Source organism: Thalassospira sp. GB04J01 (assembly GCF_000751115.1).
Lineage (GTDB): Bacteria > Pseudomonadota > Alphaproteobacteria > Rhodospirillales > Thalassospiraceae > Thalassospira > Thalassospira lucentensis.
Genome location: NZ_CCDX020000018.1, coordinates 49,092 through 67,506 on the forward strand (window position 1 = coordinate 49,092; position 18,415 = coordinate 67,506).

At 53.3% G+C, this 18,415-nt stretch carries 17 protein-coding genes; 8 read left to right on the plus strand and 9 right to left on the minus strand.

The genetic code is table 11. The annotated features are described in order from the left end of the window. Positions 1-3 precede the first annotated feature (3 nt). Complete coding sequence (locus tag AMM48_RS18895; RefSeq protein WP_102785342.1) at positions 4-519, plus strand: Hsp20/alpha crystallin family protein; 516 nt, start codon at positions 4-6, stop codon at positions 517-519. 88 nt (positions 520-607) lie between these two features. On the opposite strand, the gene AMM48_RS18900 is transcribed toward AMM48_RS18895, so the two are convergent. Continuing rightward, complete coding sequence (locus AMM48_RS18900; RefSeq protein WP_102785343.1) at positions 608-1,720, minus strand: PLP-dependent cysteine synthase family protein; 1,113 nt, start codon at positions 1,718-1,720, stop codon at positions 608-610. Between the two features lie 212 nt (positions 1,721-1,932). On the opposite strand from AMM48_RS18900, the gene fliN reads away from it, so the two are divergent. After that, positions 1,933-2,232, plus strand: coding sequence for a flagellar motor switch protein FliN (gene fliN, locus AMM48_RS18905; protein ID WP_022730240.1), 300 nt, complete (start codon positions 1,933-1,935; stop codon positions 2,230-2,232). A gap of 187 nt (positions 2,233-2,419) precedes the next feature. Continuing rightward, complete coding sequence (locus AMM48_RS18910) at positions 2,420-4,756, plus strand: glucose/quinate/shikimate family membrane-bound PQQ-dependent dehydrogenase (protein WP_102785344.1); 2,337 nt, start codon at positions 2,420-2,422, stop codon at positions 4,754-4,756. 79 nt (positions 4,757-4,835) lie between these two features. Here AMM48_RS18910 and AMM48_RS18915 read toward each other — a convergent pair whose 3' ends face one another. The 3 genes from AMM48_RS18915 to AMM48_RS18925 all read right to left on the minus strand — a co-directional run bounded on the left by AMM48_RS18915 (position 4,836) and on the right by AMM48_RS18925 (position 6,571). Then, positions 4,836-5,606 (minus strand): tetratricopeptide repeat protein, encoded by a 771-nt coding sequence (locus AMM48_RS18915; protein WP_244271307.1) that lies wholly within the window; start codon positions 5,604-5,606, stop codon positions 4,836-4,838. A 12-nt stretch (positions 5,607-5,618) separates the two neighbouring features. After that, positions 5,619-5,975, minus strand: a complete 357-nt coding sequence (locus tag AMM48_RS18920; protein ID WP_022730243.1) for a DUF2794 domain-containing protein — start codon at positions 5,973-5,975, stop codon at positions 5,619-5,621. 170 nt (positions 5,976-6,145) lie between these two features. Beyond that, entirely contained in the window at positions 6,146-6,571 is a 426-nt protein-coding gene (locus AMM48_RS18925) for a hypothetical protein (RefSeq protein ID WP_102785345.1), read from the minus strand. Positions 6,572-7,063: 492 nt separating this feature from the next. On the opposite strand from AMM48_RS18925, the gene AMM48_RS18930 reads away from it, so the two are divergent. The 4 genes from AMM48_RS18930 to AMM48_RS18945 all read left to right on the plus strand — a co-directional run bounded on the left by AMM48_RS18930 (position 7,064) and on the right by AMM48_RS18945 (position 12,684). Continuing rightward, complete coding sequence (locus tag AMM48_RS18930; protein WP_022730245.1) at positions 7,064-7,714, plus strand: tetratricopeptide repeat protein; 651 nt, start codon at positions 7,064-7,066, stop codon at positions 7,712-7,714. 74 nt (positions 7,715-7,788) lie between these two features. After that, complete coding sequence (locus AMM48_RS18935) at positions 7,789-9,123, plus strand: PQQ-binding-like beta-propeller repeat protein (RefSeq protein ID WP_244271308.1); 1,335 nt, start codon at positions 7,789-7,791, stop codon at positions 9,121-9,123. A 107-nt stretch (positions 9,124-9,230) separates the two neighbouring features. After that, positions 9,231-10,775: a ribosome biogenesis GTPase Der gene (der, locus tag AMM48_RS18940; RefSeq protein WP_102785346.1), complete on the plus strand. Its 1,545-nt coding sequence runs from the start codon at positions 9,231-9,233 to the stop codon at positions 10,773-10,775. Positions 10,776-11,001: 226 nt separating this feature from the next. Continuing rightward, positions 11,002-12,684: a diguanylate cyclase gene (locus AMM48_RS18945; RefSeq protein ID WP_102785347.1), complete on the plus strand. Its 1,683-nt coding sequence runs from the start codon at positions 11,002-11,004 to the stop codon at positions 12,682-12,684. A gap of 33 nt (positions 12,685-12,717) precedes the next feature. Here AMM48_RS18945 and AMM48_RS18950 read toward each other — a convergent pair whose 3' ends face one another. Then, the gene (locus AMM48_RS18950) at positions 12,718-13,194 is read right to left on the minus strand and encodes a c-type cytochrome (RefSeq protein ID WP_244271309.1); all 477 of its coding nucleotides are present in this window, start codon (positions 13,192-13,194) and stop codon (positions 12,718-12,720) included. A 141-nt stretch (positions 13,195-13,335) separates the two neighbouring features. Continuing rightward, a complete protein-coding gene (locus AMM48_RS18955) occupies positions 13,336-14,373 on the minus strand; it encodes an aldo/keto reductase (RefSeq protein WP_102785348.1) in 1,038 nt (345 codons plus the stop codon). Between the two features lie 105 nt (positions 14,374-14,478). Between AMM48_RS18955 and AMM48_RS18960 the strand changes: the two genes are divergently transcribed. Further along, the gene (locus AMM48_RS18960) at positions 14,479-15,384 is read left to right on the plus strand and encodes a LysR family transcriptional regulator (protein ID WP_102785349.1); all 906 of its coding nucleotides are present in this window, start codon (positions 14,479-14,481) and stop codon (positions 15,382-15,384) included. Positions 15,385-15,431: 47 nt separating this feature from the next. Here AMM48_RS18960 and AMM48_RS18965 read toward each other — a convergent pair whose 3' ends face one another. The 3 genes from AMM48_RS18965 to AMM48_RS18975 all read right to left on the minus strand — a co-directional run bounded on the left by AMM48_RS18965 (position 15,432) and on the right by AMM48_RS18975 (position 18,353). Continuing rightward, the gene (locus AMM48_RS18965) at positions 15,432-16,145 is read right to left on the minus strand and encodes an SDR family NAD(P)-dependent oxidoreductase (RefSeq protein ID WP_102785350.1); all 714 of its coding nucleotides are present in this window, start codon (positions 16,143-16,145) and stop codon (positions 15,432-15,434) included. After that, positions 16,142-17,602 carry an amidophosphoribosyltransferase gene (purF, locus tag AMM48_RS18970; RefSeq protein ID WP_102785351.1) on the minus strand — a complete coding sequence of 487 codons (1,461 nt, stop codon included), beginning with the start codon at positions 17,600-17,602 and terminating at the stop codon, positions 16,142-16,144. Before purF ends, AMM48_RS18965 begins: the two co-directional genes overlap by 4 nt. 64 nt (positions 17,603-17,666) lie before the next feature. Further along, entirely contained in the window at positions 17,667-18,353 is a 687-nt protein-coding gene (locus AMM48_RS18975; RefSeq protein WP_102785352.1) for a CvpA family protein, read from the minus strand. Positions 18,354-18,415: the final 62 nt, after the last annotated feature.

Consider the following 18,415-nt stretch of genomic DNA (forward strand, 5'->3'; position numbering starts at 1 on the left):
ATTATGACTGGACTTCAGAACCTTAATGGATCCGCACGTCGTCTTTCTTCTTCGCCGATTGCTGCCGATCCTTTCACCCTTATTTCCCGTGGTTTCGGGCGCGATTTTGACCAAGTGATCGGTTCGATCTTTGGGGATCGTGCCGTGCCGTCCAAAGCCGCTTCTGGTGTGGATGGTGATGTGCAATCGTTTTTAAGCCCGCGGATCGACGTCCATGAAACCGACGATCATATTGAACTGTCGGCCGAACTTCCTGGTGTCGAACAAAGTGATGTCGATGTTTCGGTTCTCGAAGGTGTTTTGACCGTCACGGGGGAGAAGAAAACCACCCGTGAAAGCAATGAAGGTGCCCGCGTTGTTGAACGCAGATATGGTAGTTTCAAGCGGTCGTTCCGTCTTCCCGACACCATCGATGCCGACAATATTGCCGCATCGTTTAAAAATGGTGTTCTGACACTTACTCTTCCAAAAGTTGTGGAAGAAAAACCTGAGCCGCGCAAAATTACCGTCAGCGGCTAGGCCTTACCTCATCCTCCCTGAACTTGTCTTCTCTGTGTTGCCTGACGGGCGGTTTTTACCGCCCGTCTTTTTTGTGGCCATCAGGGATTTAAAGTGATGGATGGCGGGCGCAGTTTTCAAGCGGCATATCGAAAATCCCGGTTTCATCAAACCGGTCGAGTGCGTCATGCCAAGGTTTAAGATCAATTCCCTGAGCCTTGATCCAATCAGGATTATAGTAAGTATCGCGATATCGATCACCGCCATCACACAGCAGCGTCACGACAGAGCCCTTTTCACCGGCCTTGTTCATGTCGCTGATCAACGACAAGGTGGCGATCAGGTTGGTGCCGGTTGAGCCGCCACAGCGGCGGCCAAGATGCTTTTCAAGGTACTGCAAGGCGGCAAAGCTTGCGGCATCGGGAATGCGATACATCCGGTCAACGACATTCGGATTGAAACTGGGTTCAACGCGGGGGCGTCCAATGCCCTCGACGCGTGATCCCTTATCCCCGGTGATGCTGCAATCACCTGTTTCATAGCCATTATAGAAAACCGAATTTTCCGGGTCGGCCACGCATAGTTCGCAGCCTTGCCCGAGGATACGGCCATAGCGGATGTAGCGGCCAATGGTTGATGAGGTGCCGCCGGTGCCAGCCCCGACAATGACCCAGCGTGGAACAGGATGCGGTTCGTGTTTAAGCTGTTCAAAGATGCTTTCGGCGATGTTGTTGTTACCGCGCCAGTCGGTTGCCCGTTCGGCATAGGTGAACTGGTCCATGTAATGGCCGCCGAGTTCACGGGCCAGGCGTTGTGATTCTTCGTAAATCTGACCGCTTTGGTCGACCAGATGGCTTTCGCCACCATAAAAGGCAATCTGATCAATCTTTTGTTGCGATGTGGATTTGGGCATCACGGCGATAAAGCGCAGGCCCAGAAGACGTGCGAAATAGGCTTCTGATACCGCCGTGGAGCCGCTGGACGCTTCAATCACCGGGGTGTCTTTGGTGATCCAGCCATTACACAGCCCATATAGGAACAACGAGCGGGCCAGACGATGCTTTAGACTGCCGGACGGATGGGTCGATTCATCTTTGAGATACAAGCCAATCCCGTCAAGCGGGGGAAGATCCAGGCGGATCAGGTGCGTATCGGCGGATCGGTTAAAATCGGCTTCGATGGTGCTGATGGCTTCGGCAACCCATTGGCAGTCATATGGCATGTCGCATCCTGATACTGTTTTTTAGACGTTATTTTCGATATGAGGCCAGAGATAAGGGATTATAATACAAAAAACGAGCGTGAAATTGTCTCGATACATTTTGACGAAACGTACGAATTAAAACAGATTGGGCTTGCTAACACTTTTTTCAAAGCTAACACTCTATAGTGAGTGTCGCGATTCTATCGATCTGATTAGGTGACTTGGAAATCATGGCTGACAAAGAAAAAGATCCATTTGCGGCCCGTCACGGGTCTGAGATAGGTGCGGCCTATGATGTGCCTGTGCGTGTTTCGACCGTGATTGGCAAAAGCCAGATTCAGGTGGCACAGCTTATGCGCTTAACACGCGGGGCCGTTCTGGAGCTTGATCGTCGTGTGGGGGAGCCTGTTGATATTTACGTCAACAACCGTCTGGTCGCACGCGGGGAGTTGGTTGTGGTCGATGATAACCTTGGTGTCACCATCACCGAAGTGGTGAAAACCGGGACGATTATCGAAACCCATCACTGATCTGTTTTTACGCGATACAAAAAGTCAAACCACCGTGCCAAACTGGTCGGTGGTTTTTTTTGTTTCACGCAGTATGGAACCTCGGCAGTTGCTAGGCGTTTGATTGCAAAGCTCCTTTAAAATGCCATATTACAGCCAAAGGCTGTATTGGTCTTTACTGACCTCAATTAAAACGAGGGCGAACTCCATGCTTAATTTCCTGACGTCCGGGCTGCTGGCCCTGATTGGTCTTGCACTTGCCGGTGGCGGTGTCTGGCTGATCGCTGTTGGTGGCAGTTGGTACTACGCATTGGCAGGGCTGGCTTTTCTGGTTGCTGCCTTCTTGTCGTTTAAACGCAAACCTGCACTGTTGCCGTTCTATGGCCTGTTTCTGATTGCCAGTCTGATCTGGGCCGTCTGGGAAACCGGCTTTGATTGGTGGCAGCTTGGGCCGCGCGGCGGGATTACGGTCCTGATTGGCTTGTGGCTGATTACACCGATGTTTCGCAAAACGCTGACGTCAGGGAAACCTGTGCCTGATGTCAAACCGGCACGGTCCTTCTTGCTTGAAGGAAGTGTGGTGCTGGCGGTTGTTGTTGCGGTTTATTCCATGCTGAATAACCCCCATGAAATCGCCGGACGTTTGCCAAGTGAGCCGGTCGCAAGCAGTCCGGCATATGGTGGCACGGTTCCCGATGGCGATTGGCATCAGTATGGCCGCACGCCATTTGGACAGCGGTACTCACCACTTGATCAGGTCAATGTGGATAATGTCGCATCGCTGGAGCAGGCGTGGGTCTATCAGACAGGTGACGTGAAGCGCGTTGATGATGTGCCCGAAACCACCTATCAGGTGACCCCGCTTAAGGTCGGTGAAACGCTTTATCTGTGTACACCGCATAGCTGGGCAATTGCGATTGACGCAAAGACCGGGCAGGAAAAGTGGAAATATGATCCCGGCATTCCGCAAAACCCGGATCGTCAGCATCAGACATGTCGCGGTGTGACCTATTACAAAGACCCGGCGGTAACGGAAAATGGGCCATGTACGGCACGTGTTTTCCTGCCGACATCGGATGCGCGTCTGATCGCGCTTGATGCGGACACGGGCGAGGTTTGCCCGTCGTTTGGCGACGAAGGTACGGTGCACCTTGAAGAAAACATGCCCTATAACCCCGAGGGGTATTATTATTCGACGTCACCGCCGGTAGCAGCGGCTGGCAAAATCATTATTGGCGGGGCGGTGAATGATAACTACTCCACCAAGTCGCAGTCCGGTGTCATTCGCGCCTATGACATTAATACCGGCGAGTTGATCTGGAATTGGGATTCTGGCAATCCGGACCAGACCGAGCCGATCCCTGATGGGCAGACATATACCGCCAATTCGCCCAACAGCTGGTCCGTGTCGAGTGCGGACGAGGCCCTTGGCATGATCTATGTGCCGCTGGGCAACAAGGTGCCCGATCAGCTTGGCATGAACCGTGATGAGAATGTTGAAACCTATTCATCCTCAATCGTCGCGCTTAGCCTTGAAACCGGGCAGGTCCAGTGGGTGCGTCAGACCGTCCATCATGATCTTTGGGATATGGATGTTCCGGCCCAACCGGCGTTAATTGATATCACACAGGATGGTCAAACAGTTCCGGCCCTTGTCGGTCCGACCAAGCAGGGCGATATCTATGTCCTTGATCGCCGGACCGGGGCGCCGATCATCCCGGTCAAAGAGGTCCCGGCACCCGGTGGGGCGATCCCTGAAGATTTTACTGCACCAACACAGCCGGTTTCTGATTTGACCTTTATGCCTGATCCACTGACCGAAAAGGATATGTGGGGCATGACCCTGTTTGATCAGATGGCGTGTCGTATCGCGTTCCATCAGTTGAAATATGAAGGGCGTTATACCCCGCCATCCTTGCAGGGCACGTTGGTTTATCCTGGGAATTTCGGGACCTTTAACTGGGGCAGTGTTGCGGTTGATCCGGAACGTCAGGTGATGTTTGGCATGCCGACCTATCTTGCCTTTACCTCAAAATTGATCCCGCGTGCCGAAGTGCCGCCCCGTGGTACGGAAAAAGCCAGCGAAATGGGCATCAACCGAAATGAAGGTGCCGACTACGCAGTCAGCATGGGGCCGTTCCTATCCCCGCTTGGCATTCCATGTCAGGCCCCGCCTTGGGGCTATGTTGCGGGGGCCGATTTGCGCACGGGCGAGATTGCCTATATGCACAAAAACGGTACGGTCGAAGACATGACGCCTTTGCCTTTGCCGTTTAAACTCGGTGTGCCCGGTATTGGTGGTCCAATCATGACCAAGGGGGGCGTGGCGTTCCTTGGTGCCGCGGTGGACAACTATTTCCGTGCTTATGATGTCTCGACAGGTGATCAGCTTTGGGAAACACGGCTTCCGGCTGGTGGGCAGTCCACCCCAATGACCTATGAAACCGATGACGGGACGCAATATGTGCTGATCGTTGCCGGGGGACATGGGTCCATCGGGACGACGCCCGGCGATTACGTGATTGCTTACAAATTGGCGGAATAAACCTGTACGCCAGACTTAGAACAACAAAGGCACCTGTTATCGCAGGTGCCTTTGTTGTGTTTTGGCCATAGCTGTATATCTATTGCGCGGCTTCGTTTTTCAGGCGGTCATGGACGCGTTTGATTTCTTCGGGGCGCAGCCGTTGCTCAAGGGATGTGACGGCGGCTTTTGCATCCATCTTTTCTTTTTCTTCTGCGCCGGGGGGAAAGGTGATGTTGCCGCGCGCAGCCCGCGTGAGCCAATAATAGGATTCGGCATAGTTTTGCGCGATACCCCAGCCGCGTTCATACATGGCCCCTAACATGAACTGGGCCGCATGCATGTTTCCCTTGGCAGCGATTTCAAAATAGTGGGCGGCTTCGACGTAGTTTTGCTGGGCTCCACGGCCATGATAATATTGCGCCCCGATCAGATAGGCCGCATTGCTGTTGTTTGGTGCGGCGCGCAGGGCACGTTTAAAGTATTCCGTTGCCCTGAACTGATCGTAGTTCAGCCCCCAACCATTAAAATAAAGTACCCCGATATAGTAAATCGCACCAGCATGGTTGGCCTGTGCGGCATACATGAACCATTTGGCGGCTTCTTCGTAATTGGCGGGGCCAGTGTTGCCGCGATAATACAGCAGACCCAGCGCATATTGCGCACGTGGGTCGTCATTCTGCGCCGCCAGTCGCCATTGCGCGCGTGCCATTTCATAATTACCCGCCTGATAGGCACGATATCCTGATTGATAATCGCCACCCGCCGTATTGGCGTGTGCATTGTTAGGGGCAAATTGTGGGGTAAGCAGAAAGCTTGCGACAAGGGCAATTGCCCAACCATGGGGGCGGTGACTACGCAGAGATATCAAAAAAATGACCGATCAGGAGTTGGATTTGAAGAGTGGGACCACTTTGCGCGCGCGGCCTTCGATGGCATCTAGAACTTTGAGAATGTCCGAGCTTTGCTTGATCCGCTCACCGCTGTGAAGGGCGAGATACTGGCCTGCATTTTTATGCTCGGCTCCAAGTTTGATGACTTGAAAAAGCGGTGTTTCATGGGTTGATCGGAAAATGGAAAACATCGCCATGCCATCAAGGTGGTCAATGGCATAATCGCGCCATGCGCCGCCTGCAACCTGACGTGAATAGGTGTTCATGAGTCTCATAAGTTCAGCCCGGTCAAAATGGACAAAGCTTTTGGCTTTGCGGTATTTGGCCAAATCGAACAATGTTCCCATGTCATGCTCCGGCGAGGTTGCATTCAGACCGACAGCATCCAGATGTGACTGTCATATGACACGGTAGCGTGGATTTATCCTCGCCTCAAGTTTCAATGACCAAATAAGGCACGGTTCTGAAATCAACGACAGGATTGGGCATGAGGAAAAAAGTGCTCTCGAACAGACTGTTACAGGCTGCGCGAGCGGGTCGGTGGCCAATCAAGCGTTTGCGCACCTGTATTGTATGGGTCTGGTGTGCGATAGCAGCTCACAGCGGCAAGCGACCGGTAACAGTAAAGCGGCGGTTCGGGAATCGGGTCTTTTTTGCAGTAGGATTTGCCATCAATTTTACGAATGGTGGAGCAATCCTGCCCGGTTGAAAGCGAGACCACATGATCGACCAGGGTTTTGTCGGTGTTGATGATGCTGACGACATCAAAAGCCAGATACCACTCAGCACCGGTAAACAGGCTGGTTCCAGCGATATCAGACATGGTTGTGCTGCATCCTGATACGCCCGTACCCAGTAGTGCGGCAAACAGCCCGGCAAGGATGCGTTGACGAATGACGCGCTTGGCATCAGCCCGGCTATGAACAATTTGACGACGTTTCATGGTGGTCTCCGTCCCGCCACCGGGCAATTTTGACCGATGACATTTAAAACTCTGTTCCCTTGAAACCTATCAAAGCAAGTAGCGTGCCGAAATGTGTCGGGTTGGGGCAACTATCGGTCATATGGTCGCTGCGAACAGGATTTTTAGGCGTTTGGGCGTTTCTAAGATTGATATTAGGGGCCGGGGCGAGCAAGCGGTGTGTGCAATTCTTGGTAAATGGCCGTCCAGTACGACCTAAACTGCCAGTCAAAACGTGTTTTTGCGGGGTGTCAGGCAATTCTTACCGCCCTTTGTTCTGCAACGACACAGGCGTTGTCTGGTTGCCTAATCTGGCTTGAAAGCGCCCAGAAGGCAAAATAATCGGCATAAAGGTGTGAATGACGTTGAGTAGACTTGACCCCTTGTATGCAGGCGCGTTAAATCCTTGCCGGAATTAATTCTGATAAGCGGGCAAGTTGCCCGCTTTCTTGTGACCGGATTGGAGCCGTTTTCGTGGTTGATATTTTCCAGGAAGTCGAAGAAGACCTGAAGCGTGAACGCAGCGAAGCGCTGTGGCGCAAATACGGTAAATACGTGATTGGCGTCGCCGCAGTCATCGTGCTGGGTGTTGCTGGTCGCGAAGGCTGGAAAACGTACGAACACAGCACCAGCATTGAAAATGGTACGCGTCTTGCCAACGCAATTGACCTGACCCAGTCAGGCGAGAACAATCAGGATGCCGCACTCGCCGCACTTGATTCCATCATTGCTGATGGTAATGCGGACTTTGTCGCACTTGGACATTTCCAAAAAGCAGCAGTTTACCTGCGTGCTGGCGTAAAAGAGTCGGCCGTTGCCGAACTTGAAGCCGTTGCTGGCAATGGTGACATTGATCAGGTTTACCGCGATCTTGCGGTTGTCGAAATCGCCATGAACAACGCGACCCAAAGCAACGCCATGGATTTGATTGCGCGTCTTGAGCCAATCGCGGTTCCGGAAAACGCATGGTATTACTCCGCACGCGAGATGATTGCGATGCTGCATGTTGCTGCGGGCGAAATTGATGCCGCCAAGCCGCTTCTGACCGAAATTGCCGACGATAACGAAGCACCGTCGGGCATGCGGTCACGGGCAAGCGAGATTCTCAAGGCGATTGGTGCCTGACCACATCTAGAACAGATTTGGTCGGGATAACGTCCAGACCAATGCGATGCGAGCTTGAACCAGAGGATACGGTTTTGACGTCACGCGCTTTTAAGTCACTTGTTTGTGTAATGGGTCTTTCGGTCTTTCTTGCTGGCTGTTCCAGCTGGCTTGGTGAAGACGAAGCACCGCCCTTACCCGGTGAGCGTATCTCTGTTCTTGCTCTGCAAAGCACGGTACAGCCTGATATCGATCTGAGCGATCAGCGCGTGGTCCTGCCTGAACCCGAACCAATGGTGGATTGGCCGCAGAACGGTGGTTTTCCAAGTCATGCGCTTCATCATGTCGGGCTTGAGAACGATGTTCTTGAGCAAGACTGGTCGGTCAGCATTGGCGAAGGTTCAATGGATGACAACCTGTTGCTCAATCAGGCGATTATTGCCCGTGGTGTGATCTTTACCATTGATGCCAGCGCAGAGGTTCGTGCCTTTGCCGCCACATCGGGTAAGGAAATCTGGTCGATTGAGCTGGCACCTGAGGATGAAGAAGACAGCACCCTGCTTGGCGGTGGTCTTGCCTATGAGAAAGGCATTATTTACGCAACCACTGGCTTTGCCGAAGTCATTGCGATTGATGCACCCAGTGCGACGGTCCTTTGGCGTCAGCAGGTAAGTGCGCCGATGCGGTCCGCACCGACCGTACGTGGCGGGCGTGTGTTTGCCATTACGATCGATAACCAGACCATTGCGCTTAATGCGATGAGTGGTGAGTTGCTCTGGAGCCATCGCGGCGCATCCGAAGGGGCTTCCTTTATCGGTGGGGCAAGCCCGGCTGTGGATCAGGGGGTTGTGATTTCGGCCTATTCAACGGGTGAACTTTATGCGCTTCGGGTTGAAAATGGTCAGGTGATCTGGTCGGATGCGTTGGCGTCTGCCGGGCGTACAGATGCTGTGTCAGCGATTGCCGATATTCGCGGTTTGCCGGTGATTGATAATGATCTTGTGTTTGCGACCAGTAACTCGGGTTTGACGGTCGGAATTGACCTTCGGACCGGGTATCGCGTCTGGGAACTTGAGGCCGGTGGCATTCAGTCGCCATGGGTTGCGGGCGATTATATATACGTCCTTACCAACACAAATGATCTGATTGCCTTGCGTCGGAAGACCGGACAGGTTAAATGGGTGACCGTTCTGCCACGTTTTGTCGATCCCGAAGATCAGGATGAACCGATTGTGTGGACCGGTCCGGTCCTGGTCGGTGACAGGTTGATCGTTGGTAACGAGCAGGGCGAAGTAATGACTGTTTCCCCTTATAGCGGTGAAATCATCGGCAAGGACGAAGTGTCCGGCCCGATTACCTTGCCGCCATCTGTTGCTGGTGACAGCCTTTACTTCCTGACTGCGGATGCCGATCTAATCGCATATCGCTGATCAGGTAAGAAAAAGTTTCCGCAAGGTTTCCTTGCAAGATTTGCGGTGCGCCGTGGGCTTTTGCCTCCGGCGCATATCGCCGTTTATAACGAGAGTCTGAAAGTCAGATGTCGCTAAAAGTTGCCATTATCGGTCGCCCCAATGTCGGGAAGTCGACCCTGTTTAACCGTCTGGTCGGTAAAAAGCTGGCCCTGGTTGACGACCAACCTGGTGTGACCCGTGATCGTCGCTATGGCAAGGGCCGTCTGGGCCATATGTCGTTCGATATCATTGATACCGCCGGTCTTGAAGAAGTGTTCGATAACTCGATCGAAGGCATGATGCGCCAGCAAAGTGAGATGGCGTTTGAGGAATGCGACGTTGCGCTGTTCCTGATTGATGCCCGTGCGGGTTTGACGCCACTTGATAACCATTTTGCCGATTGGCTGCGCAAACGCCAAAAGCCGGTCTATGTCATTGCCAACAAGCATGAAGGCATTAATCAGGACCCGGGGCTGTATGAGGCCTATGGTCTTGGCCTGGGCGATGTTGCGCCGATTTCTGCCGAGCATGGCCTTGGCATTGAACTGCTCTATGACATTCTTGAACCGCATTGGAAAGAATGGAAAGACGGCGTTCGCGACGAAAAGAAAAAAGCCCAGCAGGCCGCAGCCGAACTTGACGCAGCGGACGAAAATGCCGCTGGTGAAGATGACGGGGTTGACGACCTCGATAGCGAGGACGATTTCCCCGATGACGACGGTGAAAACTTTCCGTCCTTTGAGATCGAGTTTGACGAAGACGACGAAGATGAAGACGGCGAACTGATTGACGAAGGTCCACGTGACAATTCGAAAATCCAGTTGGCGATTGTTGGTCGCCCGAATGCGGGAAAATCAACCCTTCTGAACCAGCTTTTGGGCGAAAATCGTGTGATGACGGGTCCGCAGGCCGGTTTGACCCGTGACTCGATTGCGGTGGACTGGTCCTATGAAGGACGTCCGTTCCGCCTTGTCGATACGGCGGGCATGCGCCGTAAAAAGAAAATCGACGACCGTGTCGAAAGACTTTCGGTGTCCGATACGCTGCGCGTGATCCGTTATGCACAGGTCGTTGTCCTGATGCTTGATGCGACCAACACGCTTGATAAGCAGGACCTGACGATTGCGCGTATGGTGCTTGAAGAAGGCCGCGCATTGATCATTGCCGTGAACAAGTGGGACACCATCATCGATAAGTCCGGTGTGATGCAGGCGTTGCGCGATAAGCTTGATACGTCCTTTGCGCAGGCCAAGGGCATTCCGGTTTTGACCTTCTCGGCCTTGACCGGGCGTGGGACCGAACGTCTGATGCCGACCGTTCTTGATATCCACGATATCTGGAGCCGTCGTATTTCGACGTCCAAGCTGAACCGCTGGCTTGAAGTTGTCAGTGAACGTCACTTGCCGCCGGTTATTTCCGGGCGCCGCATTCGTCTGCGCTATATGACGCAAGCCAAAGCGCGTCCGCCAAGCTTCTTTATCAACTGCTCCAAGGCGGCCGAACTGCCCGAAAGCTATACGCGTTACCTGATCAATGGTCTGCGCGAGGATTTCGATATGCCGGGAGTTCCGATCCGCGTTAATTTGCGCAGCAGTGACAACCCGTTTGCGAAAAAGAAAAAGAAGCGCTGAGCGTTTTGATCTTGATCCAACTCATTGTAAAACTGCCCCTGGAAACGGGGGCGGTTTTCTTTTTGGGACTCAAAACTTTATACTTTGGTTCGGGACGCCGATTTTTCTGTTTCTCAAACGGACTAACTGTTCGAATTTCTCATTCAGTCCCCATATCTAATTGGGCGCGGACAAGTTGACTGTGGTGTGCGGCGTTATCGATAAGGGAATGAGTGGGATAATTTAAATGCGTTTGAAGCATGTGCTGGTGATTTGTTTTCTGGTGCTCTCGGTGCTGCCGTTGTTCGTGAGTTTCGGGATGCTTCAATCCTATTCTGCCACGCAATACCGCAACCAGATCGGAGACAAGTTGAATGCTGTTTCGCAATTGGCAAAACAACGTTTGACGGCGGCGATTGCGCGTATCGAAGACAATACGACGTTGCTTGCGAACCGAACCCTGCTTCGGCAACAAATGGGGGAGTATGCGCAAACGCGCGAATATGCACTTTACGATACGATTGAAAACAGCCTGCACGAAGCCAAGCAGGGTATGGAACAGATTGTCGATATCGGTGTGTTTGCGCCCAACGGTCAGTTTATTGCCTCAATTAATCGGACGGCGACCTCGTTCGACCGTTCCATGCTCAAGGGGCGCGATCGGATTATCTTCTTGCGCCATTCTCAGGAACTTATTGTCCGTAGTATTGTCGAGATTGATCTGAAGGGCCGTACCGTCGGCTACATGGTCGTTGATTTTTCTGGCCAGTTTATTCTTGATCTTGTGAATGATCACACGGGGCTGGGAGAAACAGGCGAATGGCTGTTTGCTGTACGTGATGAAAACGGCGATGCGTTGTTTGCGGTGCCGTTGAAATATGATGCAAGAGCCGCCTTTGTCCGCCGGGTTGCCAAGGATCGTCTGGACGTACCAATTACGCAGGCACTTCGTGGCCAAGAAATCATTATGGCGAATGCACCTGATTATCAGGAACGGCCTGTCATGGCTTCTACGCGGTACATCAAAAACATGGATATTGGCTTGGTCGCCAAGATCAACGAAAGCGAAGTAACCGCGATCATAGATGAGGCCAATAAATACCTTGTCATGCTGGGCATTGCACTTGTGCTGATTGCCGTTGTTGTCGGTGTCCTGATCGCCAGCCTGATTGCGAAGCCGGTCGAGCAACTTCGCAAAGCAACACAGAAGCTGGCTTCTGGCGATTTTGATGTGCAGCCGGTTGAGGCCGGTTGGCGCGAGGCAAAGGACCTTGCAGCATCTTTCACCGATATGGCCGAATCCATTCACGATTTGCAGGAAAACCTGCAACATAAAGTCGAAGAACGTACACGTGACCTTGATGAGGCCAATCAACGCCTAACGGAGATTTCCGTGCGCGATCCGTTGACCGGTGTCCATAATCGCCGCTATGTCATGGAACGGCTGGAACAGGAGGCATCGAGAGCGCGGCGCTATAATGGTCAGTTGGCTGTGGCCATTCTCGATATTGATCACTTTAAGCAGGTCAATGATACCCTTGGGCACGCCACCGGGGATGAGGTTTTGATCGGTCTTGCGTTTTGTGTGGAACATACTCTGCGGACGTCTGACTTGTTTGGCCGTATCGGTGGCGAAGAATTCTGCATTGTCATTCCCGAGGCCGACAAAGAAGGCACAATGCTTTTGATCGAACGCATTAGGTCCGCGATCGAGGCCTTGCCGTTTAATTTTGACGGCAAGCAACTCAAAGTGACCTGCAGCTTCGGGGTTGTCTTTTTGGCCGAGGAAATTGATAGCACAATGCTGCTGATGGAGTGCGCTGATAAGGCGCTTTATCATGCCAAGGAAACCGGACGAAACAAGATTGTCGTTTACAATGACATGCCAAAAGACCTTTTGTCAGAAACCAGCAAAGACAACGCCGGTTAAGCCGCGAGTAGGCCGGGATATCGGGCCTTTGCCTTATTCCGCCGGGATCGACGGCCCGTTATCGATAATGTCGCGGATGTGATCGGGCAGGTCGCTTTGCGTCAGGCGTTCCTGCATGTCGGCGTCCTGCGTGAAGGCAAAGATGTCTGCCAGATCCTGCCCGGAAAAATCAATCTGATACCCCAGATCGGCCTGCTGCAGGTGCAGCATTGCATCCGCACCGCGCCACATACGGGCGAAAAATTCAAACGGATTGCGCGACTGATCCATGTTGGATGCATCAAGACTGGTCGCAATGTCACCCCCGACATTATTCACCGCATGACACACAACGCAGCCGCGTTCGGCGAATAGGTCCTTACCGCGTTCTGCGCTCATTTGGGGCCATGACATCTTCGGATCATCCTGTGCTGCGTGGGATGGTGTCACACTGGCTGTCAGGGTCGCAAAACAAATCGTGCAAAAGGCTGCAAGTGACAGGAGCTGTTTGCGATGGATGGCCGATTTCATATGACGTCCCTTTGACGGAGTGTTGATGCGGGTAGGTCATGCTAACGATCCGACGGCGGGAAAAGCAATCAATTGATGTTGCTAACAGAATTTAAATTCAAATGGTAGCGGCAAGAAACACATGTTCCTTGCCGCGTGATGTCACGAAAAGTGTGGCGGGTTAAGCCGCGCAAAGCCTTCCTGAATGTAATAGGGGTAATGGGGATAGGGTGGGGTGCGTTTGCTTACCTGATCAAGGCGTGCGATCTGATCATCGTTAAGGGACCAACCAACCGCGCCGAGATTGGCGATGAGCTGATCTTCTGTTCTTGCACCAAGAATAACCGAAGAGACGCTAGGGCGTTGCAGCAGCCAGTTGATCGCCACTTGCGCAACCGTTTTACCAATTTCCCCGGCGATGTCGTCAAGCACATCGACAATGTCATAGAGCATTTCGTCATCAACAGGTGGCCCAAACTGGGCGGTTTCTTTTAACCGACTGTCACTTGGAAGCGGCATTTCGCGGCGAACCTTTCCAGTAAGGCGGCCCCAGCCAAGCGGGCTCCAGACCAAGGCGCCTAGTCCCTGATCTTCGGCCAGAGGCATCAGGTCCCATTCGTAATCACGCCCTACTAGTGAATAGTAAACTTGATGGGCGACATAGCGCGAATATCCGTGACGCTCGGCAATAGAAAGCGATTTCATGATTTGCCAACCCGCAAAGTTGGACGCACCGACGTAACGCAGTTTGCCAACCCGGATCAGGTCATCAAGCGTTGCCATAACTTCCTCAATCGGGGTTGTGGCATCAAACGCATGAAGTTGCAGGATATCGATATGGTCGGTGCCAAGACGCATCAACGCGGCATCGGTTGCTTTGATCAACCGATCCCGTGATGTCCCATAGTCGTTGGGGCCATCACCCATCGGAAGTCCAAGTTTGGTCGATATCAGAACTTTGTCCCGGCGCCCCTTGATGGCCGCCCCAAGGACGGTTTCCGATGCGCCGTCTGAATAGATGTCCGCACTGTCAAACAGGTTCATGCCGTGTTCCAGACTGATATCAATCATTCTGGTTGCCCCCTTGGCGTCAACCGTTCCCCAGTTGGAAAAAAGTGGCCCGGTGCCGCCAAAGGTCCCGGCACCAAGGGACAATGCCGGAACGCGCAATCCGGATCGGCCAAGCTGTCTGTATTCCATGTCGATCTCCATTTTTGTAAAATATCCAATGGGGCCGAATATGGACAGGTGGCTTATTTTCAACTAGAGGTATCTTGGGAATATTATTTGTGAGTTCAATTCAACATGGCACGTCTGGATAGCAACCGGTCGGGGGAAATGGAAGTTTTCGTTCGTGTTGTCGAACGGGGTGGTTTTTCAACCGCTGCAAAAGACTTCAACATGACGCCGTCAGCCGTCAGTAAGCTTATCGGGCGGCTCGAAGACCGTTTATCGGTCAGATTGTTTAATCGCTCGACGCGCAGATTGCGTTTAACGGTCGAGGGACAGCGCTATTACGACCGGTCGGTACGTATTCTCGCCGATATGACCGAGGCAGAAGAAGAAGCCGCCAGTGTCGTGCAGCCTAAAGGAAAGCTGCGTGTCAGTGTCAATATGCCTGTGGGGCTGCATCGTATATTGCCACTGGTCCCTGAATTCCAAACGCTCTACCCCGACGTTGATCTGGACATCACGGTGAGCGACAAGGTCGTCGATCTTTATGAGGAACGGGCCGATATCGCCATTCGCAGTGGCCCGTTGCAATCATCTAGTCTGATTGCACGCAAGCTCGGCGATTGCAGAATGGTGATTGCAGCTGCACCGGCGTATCTGGAACGCCACGGGGTGCCGCAATCGATTGAAGACCTGAGTGAGCATGTGCTGATCGGCTACAATTTTCCACGTGCGATCAGCGAATGGTCATTTACCGTTAACGGCGCCATCAAGACAGTGATGCCCGGCGGAAAAATTTGTGTTGGGGATGCCGAAAGTGCCCGCAAGGTGGCTTTGGCGGGCGGTGGGATTGTGCGGCTGGCGGCGTTTCATGTCCGTGAGGATGTCAATGCGGGCGCGCTAAAGGTTCTGGTTGATCAGTTTAATACCGGGATCGGTGTTGAAATCCATGCGGTCTATATCGGGCAGGGCGGCAACATGCCCGCCCGTGTCCGCGCATTTCTTGATTTCTGTATTGAACGCGTCGATCTGACATAAAAAAGGCCGGGAGTGCCCGGCCTTTAAATGCGGTGTTTGGTTCGTGCTTAGTACGCGTCGACGACTTCGCCGTGTTTGGTGCAATCGCTTGCGGCCAGATCGACAAAGACATCCATGATGCTGTCAGCACTTGGCAACGTCTGTGGGTCTTCGCCCGGATAGGCTTCTGCGCGCATCTTGGTGCGGATACGGCCCGGGTTGACCAGATTGACCCGTACAGATGTTTCTTCCATTTCCTGAGCATAGGACAGCACGAGGCTTTCCAATGCCGCCTTGGTGGACGCATAAAGCCCCCAGAAGGCACGTCCCTTTGCCGAGGCGTTCGAGGTCACGAAAATTGCCCGCCCCGCGTCAGACAGCTGCAGAAGCTTGTCCGTTGTGCGGATCAGGTGGAAGTTTGCCGTGACGTTGGTGGCAAAAGTATTCTGGAATATCTGACTGTCAATATGACCGACCGGGGCTAGTTCCCCCAGAAGGGCAGCATTGCCGACAACGATGTCGAGCTTGCCAAATTTTTCATAAAGTGATGGCCCGAGAATATCGATCTTTTCAAACATTGTCAGATCAAGCGGCAGCAAGGTCAATTTGCCACCGGCTTCCCGGACTTCGTCATCAAGTTCTTCAAGTGCGCCAACGTTACGGCCCACAGCAACAACCTGTGCGCCCTCGGCGGCGAACCGCTTGGCAATTTCACGACCAATCCCGTGCGATGCACCGGTAACCAGTGCAACGCGTCCTTCAAGACGTTTGACATCCGTCATGCAGATTGCCTTTCGACCAGCTGGCTGAGCTTGCGGCCCTTGTTTTCGGCAGTGTGGTCGGTGAGCTTGATCGGGTAGTCACCCGTGAAGCAGGCATCACAGAATTCTGGGCTGTCGTTGTCACGGCCGGTAAGACCGGTCGCACGATACAGGCCATCAATCGTGACAAAGGCCAAACTGTCGACGCCAATAAGCTTTGCCATGCTTTCAATGTTGTGATTGGCCGCCATCAGTTTGTCTTTGGACGGGGTATCAACGCCATAGAAGCACGGGTTCATGGTCGGCGGGCTGGTGATGCGCATATGCACCTCTGCCGCACCGGCGTTGCGCACCAGATCGACGATTTTGGTCGAGGTCGTGCCGCGCACGATCGAGTCATCAACCAGAATAACGCGCTTGCCCTTAAGCTTGCCGGGGTTGGCGTTATGTTTCAGTTTCACGCCAAGATGGCGGATCTGATCGGTTGGCTCGATAAAGGTACGACCGACATAATGGTTACGGATAATGCCAAGCTCAAAGGGAATGCCGCTTTCTTCTGCGTATCCAAGGGCAGACGGCACGCCGGAATCGGGGATTGGCACGACAACATCGGCGTCAACGGCCGACTCACGGGCCAGTTCGCGGCCAATGTTTTTGCGCACGTCATAAACGCTTGTGCCTTCGACGATGCTGTCGGGGCGGGCGAAATAGACATGTTCGAAAATGCAGAAACGCGATTTTTGCGGTTTGAAAGGTTTGATCGACCGCAGGCCATGATCGGTGATTTCAACGATTTCACCCGGTTCGACGTCGCGGATGAATTCCGCGCCAACGATATCAAGGCCAACCGTTTCCGATGACAGGATATAGGCATCATTAAGCTTGCCCAGAACCAGCGGACGCACGCCCAACGGATCACGCACACCGATCAGTTTCTTTTGCGTCATCACCACCAGTGAATAAGCCCCTTCAACCTGACGGACCGCATCGATCAGGCGATCAACGATCTTTTCATACAGGCTGGTGGCGATCAGGTGGATGAAGGTTTCGGTGTCCGAGGTCGACTGGAAGATGGAGCCGCGTTTGACCAAACGTTCTCGTACGGCAAGTGAGTTGGTCAGATTGCCGTTGTGGGCAATGGCAAGTCCGCCAAATTCAAAATCCGCAAACAGCGGCTGAACATTGCGAAGGCCCTTGCCGCCGGCGGTGGAGTACCGCACGTGGCCAACAGCACGGTGGCCGGGCAGGCTTTTGATTACGTCTTCTGATCCAAAGATATCGCCGACCTGACCGGAGGCCCGGTGTGCGGGGAAATCTTCGCCGTCGTAGGATACAATGCCTGCTGCTTCCTGTCCGCGATGCTGCAAGGCATGAAGGCCAAGGGCCGTCAATGCCGTGGCATCTGGGGATCCGAAAACACCGAAAACGCCGCATTCTTCACGCAGCTTGTCGTCATCAAATGGATTGGTGGTCAGCATGAGTGGGTTCCGCTCTCTCGCCGGTGGCGCAGGGATGCCGCACTCTTTGCGATACCCACACGCCTCACTCGTTAGTGGTCGCCTCAATCAGGCGATCCAGATCATCGCGCGAGGGCCTTGTATACCCGTTTAGGGGCGCTGGTCCAGTCCCTTTTGGTTCCGGGCCGAGAAGTTGGCGGTAGGTTTGCTCGTTTGCATCGGCGTCACGCTGGGCGCGCGCCAATTCTTCGGCTGTGGTATCGAAAATTTCGTTAGGAGCCATGCGCATAATGAGGAACGCACCTTCCTCAAGAACCGGACGCGTACGGGCATCGCGCACCCAATCTGGCTGAGAGGTGGCAGGTAGTAACCACGACAACCCGAGAAACGCGATGCAGACAATCAATCCGCCGCGCAGCAGACCAAAAACAAAGCCAAGCGTACTATCGAGGCTGTCGAGGCCGGAATTTTGCACCGCCCGCCCGATACGCCCACTGATGAACGAGAAAATCAGGAACGAGATTAAAAACAGGCCAATGCCAGTCGCAAGGTCAGCAATCAGTTCAGACGGGATCAAATCACGGACATAGGGCCGCGCAACCGGATAACCATACAGCGCGCAAAGCCCGGCCCCCAGCCACCCCATCATCGACAGGGTTTCGTGAATAAATCCGCGGAAAAAGGCAAAGATACCCGACACCAGCACAATGCCGACAATGACAAGGTCAAACACATCGCGTGCACCAAGATCGGGGAGGGCGGAGAAATCCATGTATCGGTAAACCTTGTCAGTCTGTCTGCATGTCAGGGGCTTAGGCGTGTTTAAGGCAAAGG